At 65.3% G+C, this 24,031-nt stretch carries 22 protein-coding genes; 12 read left to right on the forward strand and 10 right to left on the reverse strand.

Annotation, left to right across the window (positions count from 1 at the left end):
* Positions 1 to 18: 18 nt before the first annotated feature.
* The 4 genes from earP to AC1DNF_RS18565 all read left to right on the forward strand — a co-directional run bounded on the left by earP (position 19) and on the right by AC1DNF_RS18565 (position 3,565).
* Entirely contained in the window at positions 19 to 1,077 is a 1,059-nt protein-coding gene (gene earP, locus AC1DNF_RS18550; RefSeq protein ID WP_478150076.1) for an elongation factor P maturation arginine rhamnosyltransferase EarP, read from the forward strand.
* 157 nt (positions 1,078 to 1,234) lie between these two features.
* Complete coding sequence (gene efp, locus AC1DNF_RS18555) at positions 1,235 to 1,789, forward strand: elongation factor P (protein WP_214693349.1); 555 nt, start codon at positions 1,235 to 1,237, stop codon at positions 1,787 to 1,789.
* A gap of 60 nt (positions 1,790 to 1,849) precedes the next feature.
* On the forward strand, positions 1,850 to 2,623 hold the full coding sequence (locus tag AC1DNF_RS18560; RefSeq protein WP_478150077.1) for a crotonase/enoyl-CoA hydratase family protein: 774 nt from the start codon (positions 1,850 to 1,852) through the stop codon (positions 2,621 to 2,623).
* A 75-nt stretch (positions 2,624 to 2,698) separates the two neighbouring features.
* The gene (locus AC1DNF_RS18565; RefSeq protein ID WP_478150078.1) at positions 2,699 to 3,565 is read left to right on the forward strand and encodes an LOG family protein; all 867 of its coding nucleotides are present in this window, start codon (positions 2,699 to 2,701) and stop codon (positions 3,563 to 3,565) included.
* Here the strand turns inward: AC1DNF_RS18565 and AC1DNF_RS18570 are convergent.
* From AC1DNF_RS18570 to pncB, 5 genes are all read right to left on the reverse strand, one after another.
* The gene (locus AC1DNF_RS18570; protein WP_478150079.1) at positions 3,553 to 4,686 is read right to left on the reverse strand and encodes an MFS transporter; all 1,134 of its coding nucleotides are present in this window, start codon (positions 4,684 to 4,686) and stop codon (positions 3,553 to 3,555) included. The two genes, AC1DNF_RS18565 and AC1DNF_RS18570, sit on opposite strands and share 13 nt — an antisense overlap.
* Before the next feature lie 50 nt (positions 4,687 to 4,736).
* Complete coding sequence (locus AC1DNF_RS18575) at positions 4,737 to 6,077, reverse strand: DNA recombination protein RmuC (RefSeq protein ID WP_478150080.1); 1,341 nt, start codon at positions 6,075 to 6,077, stop codon at positions 4,737 to 4,739.
* A 12-nt stretch (positions 6,078 to 6,089) separates the two neighbouring features.
* Positions 6,090 to 7,076: a 2-hydroxyacid dehydrogenase gene (locus AC1DNF_RS18580; protein ID WP_478150081.1), complete on the reverse strand. Its 987-nt coding sequence runs from the start codon at positions 7,074 to 7,076 to the stop codon at positions 6,090 to 6,092.
* A gap of 2 nt (positions 7,077 to 7,078) precedes the next feature.
* Entirely contained in the window at positions 7,079 to 8,434 is a 1,356-nt protein-coding gene (locus AC1DNF_RS18585) for a sodium:proton antiporter (protein WP_478150082.1), read from the reverse strand.
* A gap of 71 nt (positions 8,435 to 8,505) precedes the next feature.
* Positions 8,506 to 9,723: a nicotinate phosphoribosyltransferase gene (gene pncB, locus AC1DNF_RS18590; RefSeq protein WP_478150083.1), complete on the reverse strand. Its 1,218-nt coding sequence runs from the start codon at positions 9,721 to 9,723 to the stop codon at positions 8,506 to 8,508.
* A 186-nt stretch (positions 9,724 to 9,909) separates the two neighbouring features.
* On the opposite strand from pncB, the gene AC1DNF_RS18595 reads away from it, so the two are divergent.
* Positions 9,910 to 10,143: a CsbD family protein gene (locus AC1DNF_RS18595; RefSeq protein ID WP_478150084.1), complete on the forward strand. Its 234-nt coding sequence runs from the start codon at positions 9,910 to 9,912 to the stop codon at positions 10,141 to 10,143.
* A gap of 40 nt (positions 10,144 to 10,183) precedes the next feature.
* A complete protein-coding gene (locus tag AC1DNF_RS18600; RefSeq protein WP_478150085.1) occupies positions 10,184 to 10,588 on the forward strand; it encodes a hypothetical protein in 405 nt (134 codons plus the stop codon).
* A gap of 60 nt (positions 10,589 to 10,648) precedes the next feature.
* Here the strand turns inward: AC1DNF_RS18600 and AC1DNF_RS18605 are convergent, their stop codons facing one another.
* Both AC1DNF_RS18605 and AC1DNF_RS18610 read right to left on the reverse strand, forming a co-directional pair.
* Positions 10,649 to 11,086, reverse strand: coding sequence for an acyl-CoA thioesterase (locus tag AC1DNF_RS18605; protein ID WP_478150086.1), 438 nt, complete (start codon positions 11,084 to 11,086; stop codon positions 10,649 to 10,651).
* A complete protein-coding gene (locus AC1DNF_RS18610) occupies positions 11,083 to 12,012 on the reverse strand; it encodes a histone deacetylase family protein (protein WP_478150087.1) in 930 nt (309 codons plus the stop codon). The genes AC1DNF_RS18605 and AC1DNF_RS18610 overlap by 4 nt, the downstream gene beginning before the upstream one ends.
* A 179-nt stretch (positions 12,013 to 12,191) precedes the next feature.
* Between AC1DNF_RS18610 and AC1DNF_RS18615 the strand changes: the two genes are divergently transcribed.
* Positions 12,192 to 12,749 carry a phasin family protein gene (locus tag AC1DNF_RS18615; protein WP_478150099.1) on the forward strand — a complete coding sequence of 186 codons (558 nt, stop codon included), beginning with the start codon at positions 12,192 to 12,194 and terminating at the stop codon, positions 12,747 to 12,749.
* Between the two features lie 210 nt (positions 12,750 to 12,959).
* Positions 12,960 to 13,718 (forward strand): 3-hydroxyacyl-CoA dehydrogenase, encoded by a 759-nt coding sequence (locus AC1DNF_RS18620; RefSeq protein ID WP_478150088.1) that lies wholly within the window; start codon positions 12,960 to 12,962, stop codon positions 13,716 to 13,718.
* Here the strand turns inward: AC1DNF_RS18620 and AC1DNF_RS18625 are convergent.
* Positions 13,666 to 14,634, reverse strand: a complete 969-nt coding sequence (locus tag AC1DNF_RS18625; RefSeq protein WP_478150089.1) for a YihY/virulence factor BrkB family protein — start codon at positions 14,632 to 14,634, stop codon at positions 13,666 to 13,668. The genes AC1DNF_RS18620 and AC1DNF_RS18625 overlap by 53 nt on opposite strands.
* A gap of 82 nt (positions 14,635 to 14,716) precedes the next feature.
* Between AC1DNF_RS18625 and dnaG the strand changes: the two genes are divergently transcribed.
* The 4 genes from dnaG (at position 14,717) to AC1DNF_RS18645 (ending at position 21,747) form a co-directional block, all read left to right on the forward strand.
* Entirely contained in the window at positions 14,717 to 16,636 is a 1,920-nt protein-coding gene (dnaG, locus tag AC1DNF_RS18630; RefSeq protein WP_478150090.1) for a DNA primase, read from the forward strand.
* 279 nt (positions 16,637 to 16,915) lie between these two features.
* Positions 16,916 to 19,237, forward strand: coding sequence for an RNA polymerase sigma factor RpoD (rpoD, locus tag AC1DNF_RS18635; protein ID WP_478150091.1), 2,322 nt, complete (start codon positions 16,916 to 16,918; stop codon positions 19,235 to 19,237).
* A 127-nt stretch (positions 19,238 to 19,364) separates the two neighbouring features.
* Entirely contained in the window at positions 19,365 to 20,600 is a 1,236-nt protein-coding gene (locus tag AC1DNF_RS18640; RefSeq protein ID WP_478150092.1) for a multidrug effflux MFS transporter, read from the forward strand.
* A 4-nt stretch (positions 20,601 to 20,604) separates the two neighbouring features.
* A complete protein-coding gene (locus tag AC1DNF_RS18645) occupies positions 20,605 to 21,747 on the forward strand; it encodes an HPP family protein (protein ID WP_478150093.1) in 1,143 nt (380 codons plus the stop codon).
* A gap of 15 nt (positions 21,748 to 21,762) precedes the next feature.
* Here AC1DNF_RS18645 and AC1DNF_RS18650 read toward each other — a convergent pair whose 3' ends face one another.
* Complete coding sequence (locus AC1DNF_RS18650; protein WP_478150094.1) at positions 21,763 to 22,743, reverse strand: tripartite tricarboxylate transporter substrate binding protein; 981 nt, start codon at positions 22,741 to 22,743, stop codon at positions 21,763 to 21,765.
* Positions 22,744 to 22,920: 177 nt separating this feature from the next.
* Positions 22,921 to 23,850 (reverse strand): LysR family transcriptional regulator, encoded by a 930-nt coding sequence (locus AC1DNF_RS18655; protein WP_478150095.1) that lies wholly within the window; start codon positions 23,848 to 23,850, stop codon positions 22,921 to 22,923.
* Positions 23,851 to 24,031 lie beyond the last annotated feature (181 nt).

The following is a 24,031-nucleotide window of genomic DNA, read 5'->3' on the forward strand; positions in this document are numbered from 1 at the left end:
GCTGTAGAGTATCTCGCGATGCGATGGGACATTTTCTGCAGGGTGATCGACAACCACGGCGACCTGGGCGTTTGCTGGCGGCTCGCCTGCGGACTGGCGGCGCGGGGCGAAACCGTGCGGCTGTGGGTCGACGACCCCGCGGCCCTGGCATGGATGGCGCCGGGAGGTTGCCATGGCGTCACGGTCATCGCCTGGGAAGAAGCGACCGCCGGAACGCACGCAGCTGCCGCCGCGGCACCCGACGTGCTGATCGAGGCCTTCGGCTGCGATCCCGCGCCGGAAGCCGTCGCACGCTTTGCCGGGCAAGCGGGCAGCCGCGCGTGGCTGAACCTGGAATATCTTTCGGCCGAACCGTACGTCGAACGACTGCACGGCTTGCCCTCGCCGGTATTCCGAGGACCGGGGAGCGGCTTGACAAAGCACTTCTTCTACCCGGGATTTACCGACGCGACGGGCGGTCTGCTGCGAGAAACCGATCTCCTGGCACGCCGCGCAAGCTTCGATCGCGGCGCCTGGCTCAAGAGGCAGGGCATCGCCTGGGGTGGGGAGCGCCTCATTTCACTCTTCTGCTACGAGCCGCCGGCCCTCGAGGCCCTGCTCGCGCAGCTTGAGGGGGCGGAGCAGCCATCCCGACTGCTGGTGACCGCCGGGCGCGCAACCCGCGCCTTGCCGCCGGGTCGGGCGCAGCGCGGCGCACTTTCGATCGTTTGGCTGCCGTACATGCCGCAGCAGGACTTCGACCACCTCCTTTGGTCCTGTGACCTGAATTTCGTGCGCGGAGAAGACTCATTGGCCCGCGCTCTATGGGCCGGCGCGCCTTTCGTCTGGCAGATCTACGAGCAGGACGACGATGCCCACCACGTCAAGCTCAACGCTTTCCTGGACTGGCTGGACGCCCCTCGGACGATGCGCGACTTTCATCACCGCTGGAACGGCATGGCCGAGGGCGCATTGCCGGTACTCGATGCGCCGACGCTCGAATCCTGGCACGCCGCGGTGCTTGCCGCCCGTGATCGGCTCCGCGTCCAGGACGATCTTGTGACCCGGCTTCGGCGATTCATCGGCCAAAAAAGCTAAAATAGCAGGCTTTGCGGATTTCCGGCCGGGTTTCACCCCGTCAGCCGCACCTTCCGCTGAACCCGCCGCGGTGAATGCGCCATTGAGCTTGAACGTACCTGAACATGCGTATAGGCTTGCAGACGCACCGAGCGGCCAACATCCAGAGACCCTGTTTATGAAAATCGCTCAAGAAATCCGCGCCGGCAACGTGATCATGCACGGCAAAGACCCGATGGTCGTCCTCAAGACCGAGTACAGCCGCGGCGGCCGCAATTCCGCCACCGTGCGCATGAAGCTCAAGAGCCTGATCGCCAACTTCAACACCGAAGTCGTGTTCAAGGCCGACGACAAGATCGACCAGATCGTGCTCGAGAAGAAGGAGTGCACCTATTCCTACTTCGCCGACCCGATGTATGTCTGCATGGACACCGAGTTCAACCAGTACGAAGTCGAAGCCGAGAACATGGGCGACGCCCTGAACTACCTCGACGACGGCATGCCCGTCGAAGTGGTGTTCTACGACGGCAAGGCCATTTCGGTCGAACTGCCCACCAGCGTCGAGCGCGAAATCACCTGGACCGAGCCGGCCGTCAAGGGCGACACTTCGGGCAAGGTCATGAAGCCGGCCAAGATCTCCACCGGTTTCGAAGTGGGCGTGCCGCTTTTCGTCGCCCAGGGTGACCGCATCGAAATCGACACGCGCACCGGCGAATATCGCAAGCGGGTCTAAGCGACTCGCGCTCCCAAGGAAGGCTCCCGCGCGGAGCCTTTTTTGCGTACGCTTGTCGCCATGACAACCTCCGTCCGCACCGACATCGATGGTCCGGTCAGCACCATCGTCATGAGCCGCCCACGGCAGCGCAACGCGGTAGACCGCGAGATGGCCAACCGATTGCGCGAGGCCTTCGAGCGCTTCGAGGCCGACGGCAGCCAGCGGGTGGCGGTGCTTTGGGGCGATCATGGCGTGTTCTGCGCCGGTGCCGATCTCGGCGCCCTCGGCGATCCGGCCCGGCGCAACGAACTCGACCCCGAAGGCGCCGGTGCAGGGCCGATGGGCCCGAGCCGCATGGCGCTTTCCAAGCCGCTGATAGCCGCCGTCAGCGGCCATGCCGTGGCGGGCGGCCTCGAACTCGCCCTGCTGGCCGACCTGCGCGTGGCCGAGGCCGGCGCGGTGTTCGGCGTGTTCTGCCGCCGTTGGGGCGTGCCCTTGATCGACGGCGGCACCGTGCGGCTGCCTCGCATCGTCGGCATGGCCCGGGCGCTCGACCTGATTTTGACCGGCCGAGCCGTCGCCGCCGACGAAGCGCTCGCCATGGGCCTCGTGAACCGCGTCGTGCCCGATGGGGATGCGCGCCGCGCGGCAGAACAACTGGCGCACGAACTCGCGGCCTTTCCCCAGCAATGCATGCTGGCCGATCGCGCGTCGGCCTACAACCAGTGGAACCTGCCGCTGGCGGAAGCGCTCAGACAGGAAGGCCGTCTCGGCGTGCCGATCGTCCTGGCCGAAGGCGCAGCGGGAGCCGCTCGTTTCCTCGGCGGAGCCGGCCGCCATGGCCAGTTCTGAACCTCCCGATTCCGACCGGGCCCGGACACTGCAGCGCGCACAATCCCAGACTGCGACCTACTTTCCTGCCAGACCATGCTCAACAGCACACACGACCTTCACAACAAGCGCCTCGCCGACGCCTGGGCCACTCTGCAGGCCCACTCGGACAAGGGTCTTCCGCTTCACCCGGATCCTTCGCGGCTCGCCTTTGCCGATCCCGAGTTCCTGCTGCGCCGCGAGACGCGAGGCCTGCGCATGCAGCTTGAACTGATGAAGCCCGACCTCGAAATGCGCGCGCACGGCATCGAGAACACCGTGGTGGTCTTCGGCAGCGCCCGCTTTCGCAGCGAAGAGGAGTCCGGCGCCCTGATCGCCCAGGCCGACGCCGCCGGCGACACGGTCGCCGCGGCCCGCTGGCGCAAGCTGGCGCGCAGTTCCCACTACTACGAAAAGGCGCGCGCCTTCGGCAAGCTGGTCGCGCAATACAGCGACGACAAGGAACCGGAAGACAAGCTTTTCGTCTGCACCGGCGGCGGCCCCGGGATCATGCAGGCGGCCAACCGTGGCGCCTATGAGGGTGGCGGCATCTCGGTCGGCCTGGCAATCGCTTTGCCGATGGAAGAGGAAGCCAACCCTTACGTCACACCGGCCCTGAGCTTCAGGTTCCACTACTTCGCGATCCGCAAGATGCACTTCATGATGCGCGCGAAGGCGCTGGTGGCCTTCCCCGGTGGCTTCGGCACCCTGGACGAACTGTTCGAGGTCATCACGCTGGTGCAGACGCGCAAGGCCAAGCCGGTGCCGATCGTGCTCTTCGGCGCCGACTATTGGAAGCAGTTGCTCGACTTCGACTTTCTTGCGGAAGAAGGCGTGATCTCTCCCGAGGACGTGAAGCTGATCGAATATGTGGACACGCCGCCGGAGGCGTGGGACGCGATCAGGCGCTTCTACAAGATCTGATCGGCGGGCTGCGGCACGGTCAAGCCCCACACGGCACGCGTGCCCAGCGCCACCACGCCACCCACGACCCAGAACACCCCCCCGATGCCGATCAGCGCGCCGACGGAGCCGAACAACATCGGCATCGCGACGCTCGACGCGTTGATGGTCATCAGCCGCAGACCGAGCGCCTCGCCGTGGCGCGCGTGCGGCGTGATCTGATGCAGCATGCTCATCACCATCGGCTGGACGGCGCCGAGGGAAAAGCCGAGCACCACCGAACAGACTGCCATTGCAAGTGCTGACGACAGGAACGGATACACCGCAAACACCAGTGCGGTGACGACCGTGGACGTTGCGATCACGTTGCGCTCGGACGCGCGCGATGCCACCATGGGCAGCACGACGCGTATCACCGCCGCGGCGATCGCGAAGGCGCCGAGGATGGAGCCGATCACCGAAGCACCCAGGCCGCGTTCATGCCCAAGGATCGGCAGCACGAAGGCGTGCACGTCCCAGCTGGAGGACTGCAACCAGTTCACGAACAGCAGCCGCCGGAACATCGGCTCGCGCAGCAGGTGCCACGCACGTGGCCTCTTGCCGCCCTCATGGTGAACGGGCACCTGCGGCAGCTCCCGCGTGTCGCGGGCGAAGAACCAACCGGCGAGCGGCAACAGGGCCAGCGCCATGAATGCGATGCGAAAGCCCGACGGATCGGCCGGGACGGATCCTGCATGGTCGATCAGCAACCCCGCGCAAAAGGGCCCGACGAAGTTCGCCACCGCTGGCGCGATGGCGAGCCAGCTGAATACCTGCTTGAGCTGGGTCGGGTTGGCGGCGGCACGTCCAACGTGGCGCTGGAGCGCGATCACGGTCGCGCCGGTCGCACCTCCGGTCAGCAGCGCGCCGAGGCACATCATCGGAAACACCGGAAAGGTCGCCGCCAGGCCGGTACCCGAAGCAGCCGCGATCACCGATAGCATCAACGGCCGCTTGAGACCGTGCCGGTCCGCGAACCGGCCGGCCGGCAACGCCAGAAAGACCTGCGTGAGCGCAAACAGCGCGATCAGCAGGCCCACCGCCGCCGCGCTGTAGCCCTGCTGAAGCGCCAGGAGCGGGGCCGCCAGGCGCATGCCGGCCATGGCCGCGTGAAGGCATATCTGGGCTGCAATGAGCCGCAGCAATTCACCCGTCACAGCGCCACTTCGTCGTCGGCCGCCGGCAGCATGGCCTGCGATTCGGCCTCCGGCAGCGCTTCGACCTTGCGCAGCGCCAGCCGCATCTGCCGGGCGCGCGTGTCTGCCTTGTCGAGGGTGTCGGAGGCCTTCGCCACCTGCTCCTTGATACGTGCCACCCATTCGCCGTAGCGCTCGAACTCGGTCTTGACCGCGCCCAGCACCTTCCATACTTCCGAAGCCTGCTGCTCCAGCGCCAGCGTGCGAAAGCCCATGTGCAGGCTGTTGAGCATCGCCAGCAGCGTGGTCGGACCGGCCAGAGTCACGCGATGCTGACGCTGGATTGCATCCATCAGGCCGGGCCGCCGCAGCACCTCTGCATAGAGACTCTCGACTGGCAGGAACAGGATCGCGAAGTCGGTGGTGTGGGGCGCGGCCAGATAGTTCTCGGCAATCGCGCGGGCTTCGCTGCGGATGCGGGCTTCCAGCGCCTTGGCGGCCAGTTCCGCGGCGGCAGGGTCGGCGCGCTCGTGCGCGTCGAGCAGGCGCTCGTAGTCATCGCGCGGAAACTTGGCGTCGATCGGTAGCCAGACAGGCGAGCCATCCTCGCCGCGACCGGGAAATCGGATGGCGAAGTCCACGCGCTGGCCGCTGCGCGGTCGGGTCTCGATCTGCTTGGCGTACTGATCGGGCGTGAGCACCTGTTCGAGCAGGGCCTCGAGCTGGACCTCGCCGAACACGCCGCGCGTCTTCACGTTGGTCAGCACGCGCTGCAGGCTCCCGACGCCGACAGCCAGCGTCTGCATCTCGCCAAGGCCCTTGTGCACCTGCTCCAGTCTGTCAGCCACCTGCTTGAAGCTCTCGCCCAAGCGCGCTTCGAGCGTGCTCTGCAGCTTTTCGTCGACCGTCTTGCGCATCTCGTCGAGCTTGGCGCTGTTGCTCTGCTGGAGCTGCGCGAGCTGCGTTTCCATCGTGGCGCGCACCTCGGCAAGGCGGCGGGCGTTGGATTCGCTCAGGCCCTGCAATTGCGTGTTGAGAGTGTCGGCCAGCGTCTTTTGCAGCAGCGTGAGTTGCTGCGCGAAAGCATCGATCTGGGCGTTCTGGGTGCGCGTCGATTCCGCACCCTGTTGCACCAGCGCCTGCTGGAAGCTTGCGAATGCCTGCGCCGTCTCCTGACGCACTCCGCGGGACGATTCCGAGATTTCGCGGCGCAACTCACGTTCGATGCGCTCATTGGCCGCACCGAGGGTGGCGATCAGCGGGCCGTGGTCGGGGGCCGGCGGCCTGCGCAGCAGGAGCCAGAGGACGAAGATGAAATTCAGCGCCGCGAGGCCAAGCAGTACCCGGAGTTCAAGCACAGGATCGGTCACTTACTTCGAGGCAAGCACGGCCGGATTGACCGGTGTCACTGCCTGGTTTCGGGTCAGGAAGCCGATGAGGTTGTCGGTCGCGAGGTCCGCCATGGCCCGGCGCGTGGGCACGGTGGCGCTCGCGATGTGGGGGGTCAACACCACGTTCGGGACCGTGAGCAGATCGGGATGCACCTTGGGCTCGCCCTCGAACACGTCCAGCCCCGCCGCGGCGATCCGCTTGTCGCGCAACGCCGCCGCGAGCGCCTCATCGTCGACGATGCCGCCGCGAGCGATGTTGACGAGCGTCGCCGTCGGCTTCATCAACGCCAGTTCGGCGGCGCCGATCGTGTGATGCGATGCTGGCGTATAGGGCACCACGAGCACGACGTGGTCCGCCGTCTTCAGGAGTTCCTCCTTGCTCACATAGCTTGCCCCACAATCGGCTTCGAGCTTGGGATCGAGGCGCGAACGGTTGTGATAGATCACGTTCATTCCGAAGCCCTTCGCGCCGCGCCGCGCAATGCCCTGCCCGATGCGCCCCATGCCGAGGATGCCGAGCGTGGAGCCGTGGATGTCGGAGCCGGAGAACAGGTCGTAGCTCCACTTCGTCCACTTGCCCGCGCGCAGGAAATGCTCGCTCTCGGAGATGCGCCGCGCGGTCGCCATCAGCAGCGCGAATCCGAAATCGGCCGTGGTCTCGGTCAGCACGTCCGGCGCGTTGGTGCCCAGCACGCCGTGCGCGGTCATCGCGTCGACGTCGAAATTGTTGTAGCCCACCGCCATGTTGGCGCAGATCTTCAGTTCCGGGCAGGCGTCGAGCACGTCGGCATCGATTCGCTCACTGCCGGTGGTGAAGGCGCCCTGCTTGCCCTTGAGCTTTTCGATGAGTTGGGCCTTGCTCCAGATCTCGTCGCTCTGGTTGGATTCCACCTCGAAGTGCTCTTGCAGGCGGGCAATGGTCTCAGGAAAAATCGAACGGGCGACGAGAACTCTGGGCTTGCTCATGATCAACGGAAGAAGATGAAGGTGGAAAGAACGAACAGCGGCACCAGGATGGCGCCCGACCACAGCATGTAGCCGAAGAAGCTCGGCATGCGCACGCCTCGGCTCTCCGCGATGGCCTTGACCATCAGGTTGGGGGCGTTGCCGATGTAGGTGTTGGCGCCCATGAAGACGGCGCCGGCGGAGATGGCGGCCAGTGTGGTCGCGTAGGTGGTCATCAGTGCCTGCGGATCGCCGCCGGCGGTGTTGAAGAACACCAGGTAGGTCGGTGCATTGTCGAGAAAGGAGCTCAGGATGCCGGTGGCCCAGAAGTACATCGCCGGGTCCGGCTGGCCGTCAGGCCGTGTGACGGCCGAGACGACGGCACCGAAGGGCCCGTTGGCGCCCGCCTTGAGCATTGCGATCACCGGGATGATGGTCAGGAAGATGCCTGCGAACAGTTTTGCCACCTCGGCCATCGGCTCCCAGCCGAACTGATTGTCGGCATGCACCTTCGCGGCGGTGATCTTCAGCGACACCAGCGTGAGCGCGATCAGGCCGAGATCGCGCACGATGCCGGGCAGGCCCACCTCGGCGCCATGGATCTCGAAAGTGACAGAAGACTTCCAGAATCCGCTGAGCAGCACGAAGAAGACCACTCCGCCCAGGAGCCAGAAGTTGCGCGCACCGTCGAAGCCGACGCCGCGGGTGTCGGGCGTCGGGTCCACGGGCAGGACGCCCTCCTTGCGGTAATACCAGGTGTCGATGGCATAGAAAAGCGCCAGCAGGACACCCACGACGAAGAGCGTATCGGGCAGGATGTTCTTCGCGGTCCAGAAGAAATCGACGCCCTTCAGAAAGCCGAGGAACAGCGGTGGATCACCCAGCGGCGTGAGCGACCCGCCGACGTTCGACACGATGAAGATGAAGAACACGACCACGTGCGCCCGGTGGACCCGGTTGTCGTTGGCGCGTATCAGCGGGCGAATCAGCAACATGGATGCGCCGGTCGTGCCCATGATGCTCGCGAGCACCGCGCCGATCCCGAGGATTGCCGCGTTGAGCCCCGGCGCGCCATGCAGGTTCCCGCGCACGTGGATGCCGCCAGCGACCACGAAGAGCGTCGTGAGCAGGAGGATGAACGGGATGTATTCGGCGACCAGCGCGTGCACGAGCTGCTCGGCCGCCAGCGAGGGCCCGAAGCTCGCCGCAAAAGGCAACAGGAAGGCCAGCGCCCAGGCGGCCGACACCTTGCCGTAGTGGTGGTGCCAGAAGGACGGTGCCACTAGCGGCATCAAGGCGATCGACAGCAGGATGCCGGCAAAAGGCACGCCCCACAGCGGTGACAGGCGCGCGCCGTCGAAGTCTGCGGCGAAGGCCATCGCCGGGACCATCATCGACAACATTGCGATCGCCAACAGGCGAAGGAGTGCGCGCGCAGGCATCGGCCTTGTCATGCCGCAGGCTGCGCAATCTCGAAAACCTGCCTCAGATAGGCCAGATACCGTTCGTCTTCGCACATGTTCTTGGACGGCGTGTCGGACAACTTGGCCACCGGCTGATCGTTGCAGCGAATCATCTTGATCACGATCTGCAAGGGCTCGTAGCCCAGGTCATTGGTGAGGTTGGTGCCGATGCCGAAGGCCAGCTGGCAACGCCCGCGGAACTGCTGGTAGAGCTCGATGGTCTTGGGCACCGTGAGCCCGTCGCTGAAGATCAGCGTCTTCGTGCGCGGATCCACCCGGTTGGCGACATAGTGGGCCAGCATGCGCTCCCCCCACTGGAAAGGATCGCCGCTGTCGTGGCGTGCGCCGTCGAAGAGCTTGCAGAAGTAGAGGTCGAAGTCGCGCAGGAAGGCGTTCATCCCATAGACATCGGACAGCGCAATACCCAGGTCGCCCCGGTATTCCCGCGCCCAGGACTCGAAGCCGAAGACTTGGCTGTCGCGCAGCCGAGGCCCCAGCGCCTGGCATGCCTGCAGGTACTCATGCGCCATGGTGCCGAGCGGAATGAGACCGAGCTTCATGGCGTACAGCACATTGCTGGTGCCGGCGAGTTGCGGCAGCCTTGTCGGCGATCGAGCCTGCACGGGCGCGGTGACGGCGCCGAGCTTGCCGCTCAGGGTGCGCAGCACTTCCTCGTGCCAGTCCTTGGAAAAGCGGCGGCGCGTGCCGTAGTCGGCGATCTTGAGGTCCGCCAGGCCATCCTCCTGCAACTGCGCGATCTTCGTCTCCAGTCGCTGCCGCCCTTCGCTCAAGTCCGGCTGGGGCTGGGTATTGCGAAAGTAGACCTCGTTCACGATCGCGAGCACCGGGATCTCGAACAGGATCGTGTGCAGCCAGGGCCCTTCGATGCGAATCTCCAGCTCGCCCGAAGGCTTGGGAACGATGTGGATGCACTTCTCGTTGAGGCGAAAGAGCCCGAGGAAATCGACGAAATCGCTCTTGATGAAGCGCATCGACCGCAGATAGGCCAGTTCGGCATCCTTGAACTGCAGCGAGCACAGATGGCGCACCTCGTCGCGGATCTGGCCCGCGAATCGGGCGAGGTCGATGCCCGGGTTGCGGCACTTGAAGCGGTACTCGACGCGCGCGCCGGGAAAGTGGTGAAGCACCACCTGCATCATCGTGAATTTATAGAGATCGGTATCGAGCAGGCTTTGGATGATCATGGTGCGGGCGCGCTGGTCTCGGAGTTCTGCGTGCGGTCGATTATCACGGGCGGCGTCGGCATGTGCCTACGACCCCTTCCCCGGGCGTCCTACCGGAGGACCCGGGCCCGGACGCGACAGTGTCTTCACGCCGGCCGGAACGAATCCAGACCGGCGGTGAAACACCCATCTGAAGGAGATTAGGTCATGAACAAAGACACCATCGAGGGCAACTGGAAGCAGCTCAAGGGCAAGGTCAAGGAACAGTGGGGCAAGCTCACCGACGACGATTTCGATGTCATCGCGGGCAAGCGCGACCAGCTGCTCGGCCGCATCCAGGAACGTCACGGCATCAGCCGCGACGAAGCCGAAAGACAAGTCAGCGAATGGGAAGCGCGCGATGGCCGCACGCCTGCGCCGCTCTGGTTCGAAAAATACTGAACATCTCCCCCCTTTTCACACTGCTCAAAGGAGTACACCCATGAAGAAACACCTGCTCATGCTCGCCCTCGCCTCGTCCTGCTTCGTCATGGCGCAAGCCAGCGCAATGACCAAGGACGAGTACAAGGTCAGCAAGGAAAAGATCGAAGCCGACTACAAGGTTGCCAAAGCCCAGTGCGACACCCTGAAGGACAACGCCAAGGATGTCTGCATGAAGGAAGCCAAGGGGAAGGAAGACGTCGCCAAGGCCGAACTCGAACAGCAGTACAAGCCCAGCGACAGCAATGCCCGCAAGGTCGAGGAAGAGAAGGTCAAGGCCAACTACGAAGTCGCCAAGGAAAAGTGCGATGACCAGAAGGGCGATGCCAAGAGCGCTTGCGAAAAGCAGGCCAAGGCGGATGAAGCCAAGGGCAAGGCCGACATCAAGGCCATGAAGAAGATGTAGTCGACCCCCGAACGGGTTGACCCTCGACAAACGGCGCCCCAGGGGCGCCGTTTGTCTGCCTCAGACCCGAAGTTCGGCGACGAGCGATTGCAGGGCGGGCGACAATTTCACTGGCCGCTGCGTCGCGCGGTCGACGTAGACATGAATGAAGTGGCCTTGCGCGGCAGCCGTCTCGGCGCCCTCGGCAAATAGCGCGATCTCGTAGCGCACGCTGGAGTTGCCGGCATGCGCGACCCGGATGCCCGCCTCCACCATCTGCGGAAAGGCGAGCGGCGCGAAGTAGTTGCACTGTGTCTCGACCACGAAGCCCACCATCGTGCCGTGATGGATGTCCAGGGCGCCCCGTTCGATCAGCAACGCGTTGACCGCGGTGTCGAACCATTCGTAGTAAACGACGTTGTTGACATGCCCGTACATGTCGTTGTCGGCCCAGCGCGTGGGGATGCGGCGGAAGGCGCGGTAGCTGCTTCTGATTTCGGGCTTGGGTCTGGCGCTCATGGCGCGGCATTTTGCCAGCGACGCCAGTATTCGAAGGCCACCTGGAAGGTGCCCAATTGCACCCGCACGGTCTCGGCGATGTCGATCGCATAGCCGCCCGCCATGGCGAAGGCCAGGGGAATCCGCCGTCGCCAGGCGAATTCGAACACCCGCCGATCGCGCGCCTCCAGACCGTCGAAGCTGAGCTTGAGGCGGCCGAGCCGGTCACGCTCGAAAGGGTCCGCGCCCGCCAGATAGATGATCAATCCGGGTGCAAAGCGCCGCTCCAGTTCGTCGAGCGCCTGCTCAAGGGCCGCCATGTAGTCGGCGTCCGCGCAACCATCCGGCAGTTCGACATCGAGGTCGCTCGTCTCCTTGCGGAATGGAAAGTTCTTCTGACCATGCAGGGACAGCGTGAATACGCTCGGGTCATCGCGAAAGATGCGCGCGGTGCCGTTGCCCTGGTGGACGTCGAGATCGATGATCGCCACCTGGAGCTGCGCAAGTCCCCGACGTCCCACTTCCGCCTGCATGAGCCGTGCCGCGACCGCAGCATCGTTGAAGACGCAGAACCCTCCGCCCTTGTCGGCGCTCGCGTGGTGCGTGCCGCCTGCCATGTTGGCGGAAACGCCCTCCTCCAGCGCCGCGCGGCAAGCGGCGATAGTGGCTCCGGTCGAACGGCGCGAGCGTTCCACCATCGCCTCGCTCCAGGGAAATCCGATCTCGCGCATGGCCTGAGGGCTCACGCTGCCGTCGCTGATCGCCGCGATCCATTGCGGCGAATGGGCCAGCGCCAACTCGCCATCACTGGCCCTGGGCGCCTCGAGCATTCGCACCCCCTGCAAGCGACGCAGCAACCCATCGCGCAACATGGCGTACCGCCCCATCGGGAAGCGATGACCAGGGGGCAGCGGCAACACGAATTGGCCCGAATAAAAGGCACGCATCGGCACATTGTCGGCGCCACAGCTTTTAGAAGACACGTTCTAAATTGCTGCATAGCAGCAAAAACCGCTTGCTGGATCAATCTGGCTACATATACTTCAAGCCATGCTGCACCGCACAAAAAGTCAAGGGTTGCAGCTCGATGTCAAACCGACCCTTTTCTATCAACTGGAGCACCCACATGGCCCTCACCGCTGACCAACTCATCGCTTCCCAAAAAGCCACCATCGAAACCCTGTTCGGCCTCACCACCAAGGCTTTCGAAGGCGTCGAGAAGCTCGTAGAGCTGAACCTGACCGCTTCCAAGGCTGCCCTGACCGAAGCCGCCGGCACCGCCCAAGCCGTGCTGAGCGTCAAGGACGCACAAGAGTTGTTCGCCCTGCAAGCCAGCATCTTCCAGCCCATGGCCGAAAAGACCGCCGCCTACAGCCGTCATCTCTATGACATCGCTCAAGGCACCAGCGCCGAATTCACCAAGGCCTTCGAAGTCAAGGCTGCCGAAGCCCAGCAAGCTTTCGTCGGTCTCGTCGACAGCGCTGCGAAGAACGCACCTGCCGGCTCGGAAACCGCCGTCGCCGTGATGAAGAGCGCCGTGGCTGCCGCCAACAATGCTTTCGAGTCGGTGCAGAAGGCCGTCAAGCAAGCGTCGGACGTCGCCGAAGCCAACTTCCAGGCCGTGTCGACCACCGCAGTGAACGCTGCCAAGAGCACCGCTCAAACCGCCGCTCGCAAGCGCTGAATTTCAAAGCCCGCTCGAAGCGGGCGCTGATTGTCTCCTTGGGTCCTTCGGGATCCAATTCAGGGGCCTCGTTTTCGGACGAGGCCTTTTTTTTGTTGCTCGCCCCCTGGCTTCGGGCGCCCGTGCGCGGCGGCGTTCTCGCCTTTGCGCCGGGGGCTGCGGGGCTGCGCGTCTTTGATAATGGCTGCTCACACATTCAGGAGAAAGAACATGCAGATCGACGGCAAGGTTTTCATCGTTACCGGCGGGGCTTCGGGACTCGGCGAAGGTACGGCGCGCATGCTGGCGGCAAATGGCGGGAAGGTGGTCATCGCCGACATGCAAGTTGAAAAGGGTGAAGCGATCGCCGAGGAAATCGGCGGCGCATTCGTCAAGTGCGACGTCACCCAGGAAGCCGACGGGCATGCGGCGGTGGCTGCAGCCCTGAAGCTCGGCAAGCTGGTCGGGCTGGTCAGTTGCGCGGGCATCGCGCCGGCGGAGAAGACCGTCGGCAAGAACGGGCCGCACGCGCTCGCGGTGTTCAGCAAAACCGTCACGGTCAACCTGATCGGCACTTTCAACATGATCCGCCTCGCAGCCGACGCCATGAGCCGGAACGAACCCGAATCCACCGGCGAACGCGGTGTGCTGATCTCGACCGCCTCGGTCGCGGCCTACGACGGGCAAATCGGCCAGGCCGCGTACAGCGCCTCGAAGGGCGGAGTGGTCGGGATGACGCTGCCGATCGCGCGCGACCTGGCGCGCAGCGGCATTCGCAACATGACGATCGCACCGGGCATCTTCGGCACGCCGATGCTGTTCGGGATGCCGCAGGAAGTCCAGGACGCACTGGCCGCCAGCGTTCCCTTCCCTTCCCGCCTTGGCACTCCCGAGGACTACGCCAAGCTCGCGAAACACATCATCGAGAACGACATGCTCAATGGCGAGGTGATCCGACTCGACGGCGCGATACGGCTCGCACCGCGCTGATCGTCGCTTCGGGCTCGCCGCCGATCGCACCCTCGATCGGCTCCGCGTTGCCCGTGCGCTCCAGGCGCTCGTACTGCGAGATCACCTGGGCGCCGAACAACACCAGCGTGGCGGCGATCTCCAGGCTCAGCAGCACCACGATCGCCGTCGTCAGCGAGCCGTAGACGACATTGACCTGCGAAAGCGTCGCAAAGTAGAGCACCAGCACCCGGCGCGTCACCTCCCAGAGCAGCGCCGCCGTCACCCCGCCCAAGAGCGCATGGCGAAGGCGCAGACGTCCCACGGGCATCACCAGGTAGAGCGAGGTGAGCATGAAGATCTCGCCACCCAGCCCCAGCAAGTACAGCAGTACGCCTGAGACGCCCGACAGCGACCAGGCGTGACCGAACAATTCGACGCTTTCCTTCCCGATCACCTGCAGGGCGCCCGATACCAGCGTGACCAGCAGCAGCCCCATGCACAAGCTCAGGATGTACAGGTAGGGCATCACGGCCGAGATCAGGAAGTGGCGCTTGTGGTCGGCTTTTCGGTGATGAAAGATCACCGCCATAGCGCTCTCGAGCACCGTGAACCCGAGCGAACTGAAGAAGATCATCGTGACCAGGAGCACCGGCCCCATCACGTCGCGGTGGTCCAGGAAGTTCGACAGCTCCCCGACGATCGCCTGCGACTGGCCCGGCAGCAGCCACGCCAGATAGCGACCGACCGCGCTCAGGAGTTCGACCTCGTCGATGAAATGCGACAGCGCGATCACGCTCACGATCAGGAGCGGAACGATCGACAGCAGCGCGTAGTAGGCCACAGCGCCCGCCAGCAGCAGGCCCTGGTTGGCGCGAAAGCACCTCAGCGCCTGCCAGAGGAAACGCAGGGGATGGCGCAGCACGGGCGCGGCGTGGATGATGGTGCGGCGGATCATGGGTCGAACTTCTTGCCGACCAGTATGCCGCCTGCCCGTGACCACCTGGAAGCTTGCGTATGATTTGGCGCTCCCCGCCTACATGACCATCCCCGCTTCATTCATCCAGGAACTGCTCGCACGCGCCGACGTGGTGGAAATCGTCGGCCGTTACGTTCAGCTCAAGAAGGCCGGCGCCAATTTCATGGGCCTGTGCCCGTTCCACGGCGAGAAATCGCCGTCCTTCTCGGTCAGCCCGACCAAGCAGTTCTATCACTGCTTCGGCTGCGGCGTGCACGGCAACGCCATCGGCTTCCTGATGGAGCACGCCGGCATGGGCTTTGTCGAGGCCGTCCACGACCTCGCCGGCCAGTACGGCATGCAGGTGCCCGAGGACGACGCTTCGCCGGAAGAACGTGCCCGCGCCGCCGGCCAGCGCCAGAAGCAGGCCACCCTCTCCGAGGTGCTCGAGAAGGCCGGCGAGGCCTATCGGAAGCACCTGCGCCAGTCGCCTGGCGCCATCGACTACCTCAAGGGCCGCGGCGTCTCGGGTGAAGTCGCGAAGCAATTCGGCATCGGCTACGCACCCGCCGGCTGGCGGACGCTGGCTAGCGTGTTCCCGGAGTACGACGATCCGCTCCTGGCCGAAAGCGGCCTGGTGATCGCCGGCGAACCGGACGACAGCGGGGAGGCGAAGCGCTACGACCGTTTCCGCGACCGCGTGATGTTCCCGATCCGCAACGTCAAGGGGGAATGCATCGGCTTCGGCGGCCGCGTCCTGGGCGACGAAAAGCCGAAGTACCTCAACTCGCCCGAGACACCGGTCTTCAGCAAGGGCCGTGAACTCTACGGACTCTATGAGGCGCGGGCGGCGTTCCGCGATCGAGGTTACGCGCTCGTGACCGAGGGCTACATGGATGTGGTCGCCCTTGCCCAGCTCGGCTTCCCCAATGCGGTCGCGACGCTGGGCACCGCCTGCACGCCGGAACACGTCCAGAAGCTCTTCCGCTTCACGGATTCGGTGGTATTCAGCTTCGACGGCGATGCGGCGGGACGCCGCGCAGCGCGCAAGGCGCTCGACGGCGCCCTGCCCTATGCCAGCGACGTGCGCAGCATCAAGTTCCTGTTCCTGCCGGCCGAACACGATCCCGACAGCTTCATCCGCGAATACGGCGCCGACGCCTTCGCCCGCTTCGTGAACGAGGCCACGCCTCTGAGCCGCTTCATGATCGAAGCCGCGCGCGACGGCTGTGACCTCGGGACGGCGGAAGGCCGGGCGCATATGGCGAGCAACGCGCGCCCCTTGTGGAACGCGCTGCCCGAAGGAGCCCTCAAGCGACAGCTGCTGGGAGAAATCGCCGTCACGGTCCAGCTCAGCGGCCAGGAGCTCGGTGAGCTGTGGGCCCCCGCGGCGCCACGCCCCCCCGCGCCGGCGCCGGCGCTCGTGCCGGCGCCTCGGCAGACCCGCGACTGGAGCGACGAAGGCTACTCGCAGCCGGCCGAGAGGCGTTACAAGTCTCGCCGCCCCGCGGCCCCGCCGCGCTCGCATGGCCGCCACCTGCCGACGAGCCGACCGGATGTGGCGGCACGGCTGCTCTTGTCCAACCTGGCGGAATGGGAAGGTCTGTCGCACGAACTGCATGCCATGCTGTGCGACCTGCCCGGCGACCATGGGCAGCTCTTCGCCTGGCTCGACAGCCAGATCCATGAGCACGGGGTGCAGCCGTGGGCGGCATTGCGCGAAGGGTTTCGGGGAATGCCATTCGAGGCGCTCGCCGAGCGCGTGATGACCGGCCCCGACGGCGGGCCCATCGGCGACGTCGAAGGCGAACAGGCGGCCGACGCCGCCCGCGAACTGCGAAACGTGCTCGACCACATGCTGGACGAGCTGCTGAAGGCCCAGCAGAGCGAGGCCATCGCGGCGGTAGGGACCGATCCGCGGGCCCTGGAAAGGTACAAGGCGCTCGAAGCGCGCCGGCTGGAACTGCGCAATCGCCTCAAACCAAGTTCAAACTCTGCTTGAAAAAGTAGCTCCGCGCTATAATGTAGGGCTTCGCTGAACGCGAAAACTGACAAGAGCGACAGCAGCACCTCCGGGCCGGCCCCATGCGCAATGCACTTCCCAATGGGAAACGGGCCAATACACCGCAAGGACTGCACACCAAATGTTCGCCCGACATCTTGTCTTTTGAAGAGTGCTGGAGGATTCAATTCCTTCAGGGCCCCGTGTCTGTGCCCCTGCCCGCGCCGGGTTCTTGGCGCCTGTGATTCCGCTTGTCCATTCTTGTTGTACCGAGGTCGTATGCCCAGTTCAAAGAAGCCTGCAGTGTCCGCCGCCAAGAAGTCTGTCGCAGAGAAACTGTTGAAAGTCGCCGCTCTGACGGCAACTAAGACGGGTGCCGCCGCGTCCAAGGCGTCTGCCGCAACGAAAGTGAAAACCGTGCCCACGAAATCGACCACCCTCGACGAAACCCTGAAGCCCGCCGCCAAGAAGGTGGGCCGTCCTCCCAAGGCCGCTGGGGCCGCCGGCGCGCCCGCAGCCGCCAGCGGCGCCAAGCGCGGCCGCAAGCCCAAGGCCAGCAACGACGCGCCGACGAGCGACGTCGACCTGTCTGACATCGAGGACGACCTGGCCGGCGAGGAACCGGCGGTCACCACGACCGAGGAAAAGGTCAAGCCGCTGCGCATGAAGATCAGCAAGGCGAAGGAACGCGCCTTGATGAAGGAGTTCGGCCTCGACGAGACCGTGCTCTCCGAGGAAGACCTGGCCAAGCGCCGTTCGCGCCTCAAGACACTGATCACGCTCGGCAAGACGCGCGGCTACCTCACGCACGGCGAAATCTCCGACCACCTGCCCGACAAGCTCGTCGACGCCGAGACCATGGAAGTCGTGGTCACGATGCTCAACGACATGGGCGTGGCCGTCTACGAGCAGACGCCGGACGCCGAAACGCTGCTGCTGAACAACACCGCGCCCACCGCGACCACCGTCGAGGAAGCCGAGGAAGAAGCCGAGGCGGCCCTCTCGACCGTCGACAGCGAATTCGGCCGCACCACCGACCCGGTGCGCATGTACATGCGCGAAATGGGCACGGTCGAGCTGCTGACGCGCGAAGGCGAAATCGAAATCGCCAAGCGCATCGAAGGCGGCCTGATGGCCATGATGGAGGCCATCTCGGCCTCCCCGGCGACCATCGCCGAGATCCTGCGCCTGGCGTCCGACATCCGTGAAGGCAAGGTGGTCATTTCGACCGTCGTCGACGGCTTCTCGAACCCGAACGAGGCCGACGACTACGTGGCCGAAGAGGACTTCGACGAATTCGACGAGGAAGACGACGACGACGGCAAGGGCGGCTCCAAGGCCCTGACCAAGAAGCTCGAGGAACTCAAGCGCGACGCGCTGGAGCGATTCGATCGCATCGCCTCGCTGTTCGAGAAGGTCCACAAGATCTACGACAAGGAAGGCTACGGCACCCCCGCCTACCACAAGGCCCAGCACGCGCTCTCCGAAGAGCTGATGACCATCCGCTTCACGGCCCGCACGATCGAGAAGCTGTGCGACCTGGTGCGCACGCAGGTCGATGACGTCCGCAAGAAGGAGCGCGAACTGCGCCGCATCATCGTGGACAAGTGCGGCTTCCCGCAGGAGGAGTTCATCCGCGACTTCAGCGGCTACGACAAGAACGGCAACCGCATCGCTTCCAACCTGCTCAATCTCAAGTGGGTCGAGAAGCAGGCCGCCGCCGGCAAGCCCTGGAGCACCGTGCTCGCGCGCAACATTCCACCGGTGCAGGAACTGCAGCAGCGCCTTGCCGACATCCAGTCGCGCGTGGTGGTGCCGCTGCCCGAGCTGAAGGACATCAACAAGCGCATGAACGAAGGCGAATCGTCTTCGCGCGATGCCAAGAAGGAAATGATCGAGGCCAACCTGCGCCTCGTGATTTCCATCGCAAAGAAATACACCAACCGCGGCCTGCAGTTCCTGGACCTGATCCAGGAAGGCAACATCGGCCTGATGAAGGCGGTCGACAAGTTCGAATACCGCCGCGGCTACAAGTTCTCGACCTACGCGACGTGGTGGATCCGCCAGGCCATCACCCGCTCGATCGCCGACCAGGCGCGGACCATCCGCATCCCGGTCCACATGATCGAGACCATCAACAAGATGAACCGCATCAGCCGGCAGCATCTGCAGGAGTTCGGCTTCGAGCCGGATGCCGGCATCCTGGCCGCGAAGATGGAGATCCCCGAGGACAAGATCCGCAAGATCATGAAGATCGCGAAGGAGCCGATCTCGATGGAAACCCCCATCGGCGACGACGACGATTCGCACCTGGGCGACTTCATCGAGGACAGCAGCAACACGGCGCCGATCGAGGCCGCGATGCAGGCGGGTCTTCGCGACGTGGTCAAGGACATCCTCGACAGCCTGACGCCGCGCGAGGCCAAGGTGCTGCGCATGCGCTTCGGCATCGAGATGTCGACCGACCACACGCTGGAAGAAGTCGGCAAGCAGTTCGACGTCACGCGCGAGCGGATCCGCCAGATCGAAGCCAAGGCGCTGCGCAAGCTCAAGCATCCGAGCCGCTCGGACAAGCTGCGCTCCTTCATCGACACGCTGTAACCTAGGCACACCCCCAGGCTGCGCGCACTTCGTGTCGCTTCGCCTACCCCCTTGCAGGGGACAACACCTGCGGACCGGCGCAGCCGGCTCCGCGGTGTTTCTGAATTGAGGAAGTGCCGGCATATTCATGAATCCTGACGCGGACAAACTCTGGCAGGCTCCGCGTTGGGCGCTGGCCGTGCTGCTGGCGGTGCTCGGCATGCTCGGGCCTTTCTCGATCGACACCTACATTCCCGCCTTCTCGGGCATTGCGCATTCCATCGGCGCCACGCCGGTCGAGATGCAGCAGACGCTCTCGGCCTATTTGTTCGGCTTCGCATTCATGAACCTGTTCCACGGCGCGCTGTCGGACAGCTTCGGGCGGCGCCCGGTCGTGCTGTGGGGCCTGGCCGTGTTCACCGCCGCGTCGCTGGGATGCGCGCTGTCGCAGACCATCGGGCAACTCGTCCTGTTCCGGGCGCTGCAGGGCCTGTCGACCGGCGCGGGCATCGTGGTCTCCCGCGCCGTGATCCGCGACATGTTCCCGCCGGCCCAGGCGCAACGCGTCATGAGCCAGGTCACGATCTATTTCGGCATCGCACCCGCCATCGCGCCGATCGTCGGCGGCTTCCTTTTCGTGCACCTGGGCTGGCATGCCGTGTTCTGGTTCCTGGTGGCCGTCGGCGTGGTGCTGTTCGCCGCCAACTACAAGCTGCTGCCGGAAACGCTACACCTGAGCCAGCGCCAACCCTTCCAGGTGCGGCACCTGCTGCGCGGGTACTGGGATCTGTGCTCCGATCCGCGCTTTCTGCTGCTCGCGCTGGCGAGCGGAGTGCCCTTCAACGGCATGTTCCTCTATGTGCTGGCCGCGCCCGCCTTCCTCGGCGAGCACCTGGCGCTCGCACCCACACAGTTCTTCTGGTTCTTCCTGCTGACCATCGGCGGCATCATGAGCGGTGCCTGGGCCAGCGGCCGCATGGCCGGCAAGGTGGCGCCCAAGCGCCAGATCCGCGACGGCTTCCTGATCATGCTGGCGACCTCGCTTGTCAACGTCGTGGCCAACGCGCTCTTCACGCCGCATGCGGCATGGGCGCTGTGGCCGCTGGCCGTGTTCGCCTTCGGCTGGGCGCTGATGGTGCCGGTGGTGACGCTGCTGGTCCTGGACCTGCATCCCGAGCGCCGCGGCATGGCCTCGTCGCTGCAAGCCGTGATCGGCTCGACCGCCAACGGCATCGTGGCGGGCGTGATCGCGCCGATGGTGATGCATTCGACGCTGGCACTCGCCCTGACCTCGATCCTGATGCTGGGCATCGGCCTGGTCGCCTGGGCCTGGCTGCACCAGCGCTGGCCGACGATCGGGCGCATCGTCGCCTCGGAGGCCTGAAGCCATGGAGGGGCTCGCATCGCTTCGCTCCTACGCGCGGACATGGCTGCCGGGCCGCACACGCGTCAACACGCGCGAGCGACTGCGCGCCGTCGCCGGCGCGGCGCTGGGCCTGCTGATCACCGCGCTGCTGTGCCGCCTCGCGACCGCCGCCGCGCCCGGCGCGGTATGGATGGTCGCACCCATCGGCGCCAGCGCGGTGCTCGTGTTCGCCCTGCCCGCCAGTCCGCTCGCCCAGCCCTGGCCGGCCATCGCCGGCAATACGCTGTCGGCGCTGGTCGGCATCGCCTGCGCGCGGTGGATACCGGATGCCGCATGGGCCGGCGCGGCCGCCGGCGCCGGGGCCATCGGCCTCATGTTCGCCCTGCGCTGCCTGCACCCGCCGGGCGGCGCCGTCGCCTTGCTCGCGGTGCTCACGCACGCGACTTCGTTCTCCTTCGCCCTGTTCCCCGCCCTCGCCAACTCCGTGCTGCTCGTGCTGGCCGGCGTGGTCTACAACACCCTCACCGGGCGCCGCTACCCCCATGTGCAGATCGCGCCGCGCCCGGGGCCGGCCGATGCGAACGCGCGTTTCAGCCAGGCGGACGTCGACGCGGTACTGTCGCGTTACAACCAGGTGCTCGACATCAGCCGGGACGATCTCGAAGCGCTGATCCGGGAGACCGAACTCGAATCGTGGCGCCGCCGCCTGGGCACCGTGCACTGTGCAGACATCATGTCGCACGAGCCGCTGACGGTCGAATTCGGGACGCCTCTGCAGGAGGCATGGTCGCTGATGCACGAGCGGCGCATCAAGGCGCTGCCCGTCACCGACCGGACGCGTCGAGTGGTCGGCATCGTCACGCAAGCCGATTTCTTTCGGCAGATCGACCTGCAGCACCACGACGGCATCGGCGGGCGGCTGCGCGACTTCATCCGCGCGACGCGCACCGTGATGTCGGAGAAGCCCGAGGTCGTCGGCCAGATCATGACGCGCCAGGTGCGCGTGGCGAGCGAGGACCGGCCGATGGCCGAACTGATCACCCTCTTCTCCGAGGAAGGCCACCACCACATCCCCATCATCGATGGCGAAAAGCGGCTCACGGGGATGATCACCCAGTCCGATTTCGTGCGCGCGCTGTATCGCGCCGCCGGGCCAGAGGCCTGAATCCGGCCGCTGCGGCTATTCCAGGGTCACGTTCGCCTTCTTCACCAGGGCCGCGTATTTCGCGGCCTCGCTGCGGAAGTACTTCGCCGCCTCTTCCGGCGTCCCGGGCTTGATGATGTTCCCCTGTTTGTCCATCGCGTCGCGCACCTCGGGACTCGAAAAGGCGGCCACGATGGCATCGTGCACGCGCTTCACTTCGGCGGCGGGCAGTCTGGCCGGCCCGATCACGGCGAACCATCCTTCGACGCTGTAGTTCGGCAGGCCCTGCTCCGCGATCGTCGGAATGTCCGGCGCGGCCGGCGAGCGCGTCGGCCCGCAAAGCCCGATCGCGCGCAGCGAGCCGGTCTTGATGTGAGCCTGGGCGGCAGGCAAGGCGACCACACCCATTTCGATCTGACCGCCGATCAGATCGGTCACCATCGGGCCGGTGCCCTTGTACGGGATATGCCGGACCTTGAGGCCGGCCTCCTCGACAAACATCTCGCCTGCCAGGTGAATGATGGTGCCGTTGCCGGACGATGCGTAGTTGAAGGTGTCGGGCTTGGCCTTGACCAGCGCCACCAGCTCCTGAACATTCCTCGCCGGCAGTTTGGGGTTCACCACCAGCACCAGCGGCGTCGCGCCGATCACGCTGATGGGCGTGATGTCGTTGATCGCATCGAAGGGCATCTTCTTGTAGACGCTCGGGTTGATCACGTGGTTGTTCGACACCATGCCCAGCGTGGAGCCATCCGGCGTGGCCTTGACGACGACCGACGCGCCGGTGATGCCACCCGCGCCCGGCAGGTTCTCGATCACCACGGCCTGGCCCAGCGCCTTGCCCAGGGCCGGCGCGGCCGAACGCGCGATCGTGTCCACGCCAGAGCCGGCGCTGATGGGCAGGATCAGGCGCACCGGCCTGTCGGATGCCGACTGCGCGAAGGTGGGCAGCGTCGCCGCGGCGGCGGCCGATGCGCCCAGGCCGAGCACCGTGCGGCGCGAAATGAAGGGGTTCATGCTTGTCTCCTGGTGTTCTGTACGAAGTCAGGCCGGGCGCTTCGAGAGGGCAGAATCGCGGCCCTCGGCGCCTTTCCTTGTGTCCAGACTCTAGAGATTCCGGATCAGCTCCGGAAGCGGTAATGTGGAACGACCAACGTTCCAAACCGGAATGCATCCGCAATAGCTGAGGCGCTCCTAGTGCCGCCGCGTCCTGACGGACTGAACCGAGGGCGGCCAGTGTGCTGCGTCGGCGAAGCGGTCCACCAGAAAATCCAGCATCACCCGCAGCGACGCTGGCATCTGGCGCCGCGATCCGTACAGGCCGTACACGCCCAGGCCCTGCGGAACCGCCTCCGGCAGCAGCGCGACCAGCCGCCCCGCGGCGATCGGCGCACTCGCCGAATACACCGGCTGCATCGCGATCCCGGCGCCCTCCACGGCCGCGGCAAGGAGCACCTGCGACTCGTTCGCGCTGAGATTGCCGTTGACCGGAATGGCCATGTGCTCACCCGCCTGTTCGAACTCCCACAAGCTCTTGCCGAAGTACGAATAGGTCAGGCAGTTGTGATCGGCGAGCTCCCGCACGCTCCTCGGCGTGCCATGCGCGGCAAGGTAGGCGGGCGAGGCGCAGACAACGGATGCGCAATGGCCGAGCGGCCGCGCGATCAGATTCGGGTCCAGATCATTGGTGATGCGGATCGCGAGGTCGATGCGATCCTCCACCAGATTCACAGGCCGGGCGCCGATGTGCAGGTCGATCGCCGCGAGCGGATAGCGTCGCAGGTAGTCCGTGACCGCGGAGGCCAGGATGTCCTGCGCGAGCGACTGCGCGCAGGCCACCCGAAGCAGCCCTCGCGGCACATCGGCCTGCGCTCCGGCCGTGACCGCCATGTCAGATGCCACTTCGAGCATGCGGCGGCAGCGCGAGAGCGTTTCCTCGCCCGCCTCGGTCAGGCTCTGGCGCCGCGTTGTCCGATGCAACAGGCGCGCACCGGCCCACTGCTCCATCTGTGCGAGGTAGCGCGTGACCATGGCGCGCGACATGTCCAGCGCATCGGCCGCCGCCGTCATGCTGGCGCGCTCTGCGATGCACACGAAGACCTCGGCGGCAGTTATGCGGTCCATATTCGATCGATTCGAGCAACAAAGATGCGCATGCTAGTGTAGTGTTGCATTCTTGAGGGAACTTAAATGATTGCCTCGCTTCCAATGCTCTACTACGGGCGGAAACGGGGTTTGATCGTGCGAGTTGCCATCGAGATTGTGCTGACGGACGGGGAACGGGCAGAGCTGACCGGACTCGTGC

The organism is Variovorax sp. 01T432 (assembly GCF_056398605.1).

Coding starts and splice junctions, on each gene's coding strand:
- earP (WP_478150076.1), top strand. CDS start 19: ATGCGATGGGACATTTTCTGCAGGGTGATCGACAACCACGGCGACCTG.
- efp (WP_214693349.1), top strand. CDS start 1,235: ATGAAAATCGCTCAAGAAATCCGCGCCGGCAACGTGATCATGCACGGC.
- AC1DNF_RS18560 (WP_478150077.1), top strand. CDS start 1,850: ATGACAACCTCCGTCCGCACCGACATCGATGGTCCGGTCAGCACCATC.
- AC1DNF_RS18565 (WP_478150078.1), top strand. CDS start 2,699: ATGCTCAACAGCACACACGACCTTCACAACAAGCGCCTCGCCGACGCC.
- AC1DNF_RS18570 (WP_478150079.1), bottom strand. CDS start 4,686: ATGGCCGGCATGCGCCTGGCGGCCCCGCTCCTGGCGCTTCAGCAGGGC.
- AC1DNF_RS18580 (WP_478150081.1), bottom strand. CDS start 7,076: ATGAGCAAGCCCAGAGTTCTCGTCGCCCGTTCGATTTTTCCTGAGACC.
- AC1DNF_RS18585 (WP_478150082.1), bottom strand. CDS start 8,434: ATGGCCTTCGCCGCAGACTTCGACGGCGCGCGCCTGTCACCGCTGTGG.
- pncB (WP_478150083.1), bottom strand. CDS start 9,723: ATGATCATCCAAAGCCTGCTCGATACCGATCTCTATAAATTCACGATG.
- AC1DNF_RS18595 (WP_478150084.1), top strand. CDS start 9,910: ATGAACAAAGACACCATCGAGGGCAACTGGAAGCAGCTCAAGGGCAAG.
- AC1DNF_RS18600 (WP_478150085.1), top strand. CDS start 10,184: ATGAAGAAACACCTGCTCATGCTCGCCCTCGCCTCGTCCTGCTTCGTC.
- AC1DNF_RS18605 (WP_478150086.1), bottom strand. CDS start 11,086: ATGAGCGCCAGACCCAAGCCCGAAATCAGAAGCAGCTACCGCGCCTTC.
- AC1DNF_RS18610 (WP_478150087.1), bottom strand. CDS start 12,012: ATGCGTGCCTTTTATTCGGGCCAATTCGTGTTGCCGCTGCCCCCTGGT.
- AC1DNF_RS18615 (WP_478150099.1), top strand. CDS start 12,192: ATGGCCCTCACCGCTGACCAACTCATCGCTTCCCAAAAAGCCACCATC.
- AC1DNF_RS18620 (WP_478150088.1), top strand. CDS start 12,960: ATGCAGATCGACGGCAAGGTTTTCATCGTTACCGGCGGGGCTTCGGGA.
- AC1DNF_RS18625 (WP_478150089.1), bottom strand. CDS start 14,634: ATGATCCGCCGCACCATCATCCACGCCGCGCCCGTGCTGCGCCATCCC.
- dnaG (WP_478150090.1), top strand. CDS start 14,717: ATGACCATCCCCGCTTCATTCATCCAGGAACTGCTCGCACGCGCCGAC.
- rpoD (WP_478150091.1), top strand. CDS start 16,916: ATGCCCAGTTCAAAGAAGCCTGCAGTGTCCGCCGCCAAGAAGTCTGTC.
- AC1DNF_RS18640 (WP_478150092.1), top strand. CDS start 19,365: ATGAATCCTGACGCGGACAAACTCTGGCAGGCTCCGCGTTGGGCGCTG.
- AC1DNF_RS18645 (WP_478150093.1), top strand. CDS start 20,605: ATGGAGGGGCTCGCATCGCTTCGCTCCTACGCGCGGACATGGCTGCCG.
- AC1DNF_RS18650 (WP_478150094.1), bottom strand. CDS start 22,743: ATGAACCCCTTCATTTCGCGCCGCACGGTGCTCGGCCTGGGCGCATCG.
- AC1DNF_RS18655 (WP_478150095.1), bottom strand. CDS start 23,850: ATGGACCGCATAACTGCCGCCGAGGTCTTCGTGTGCATCGCAGAGCGC.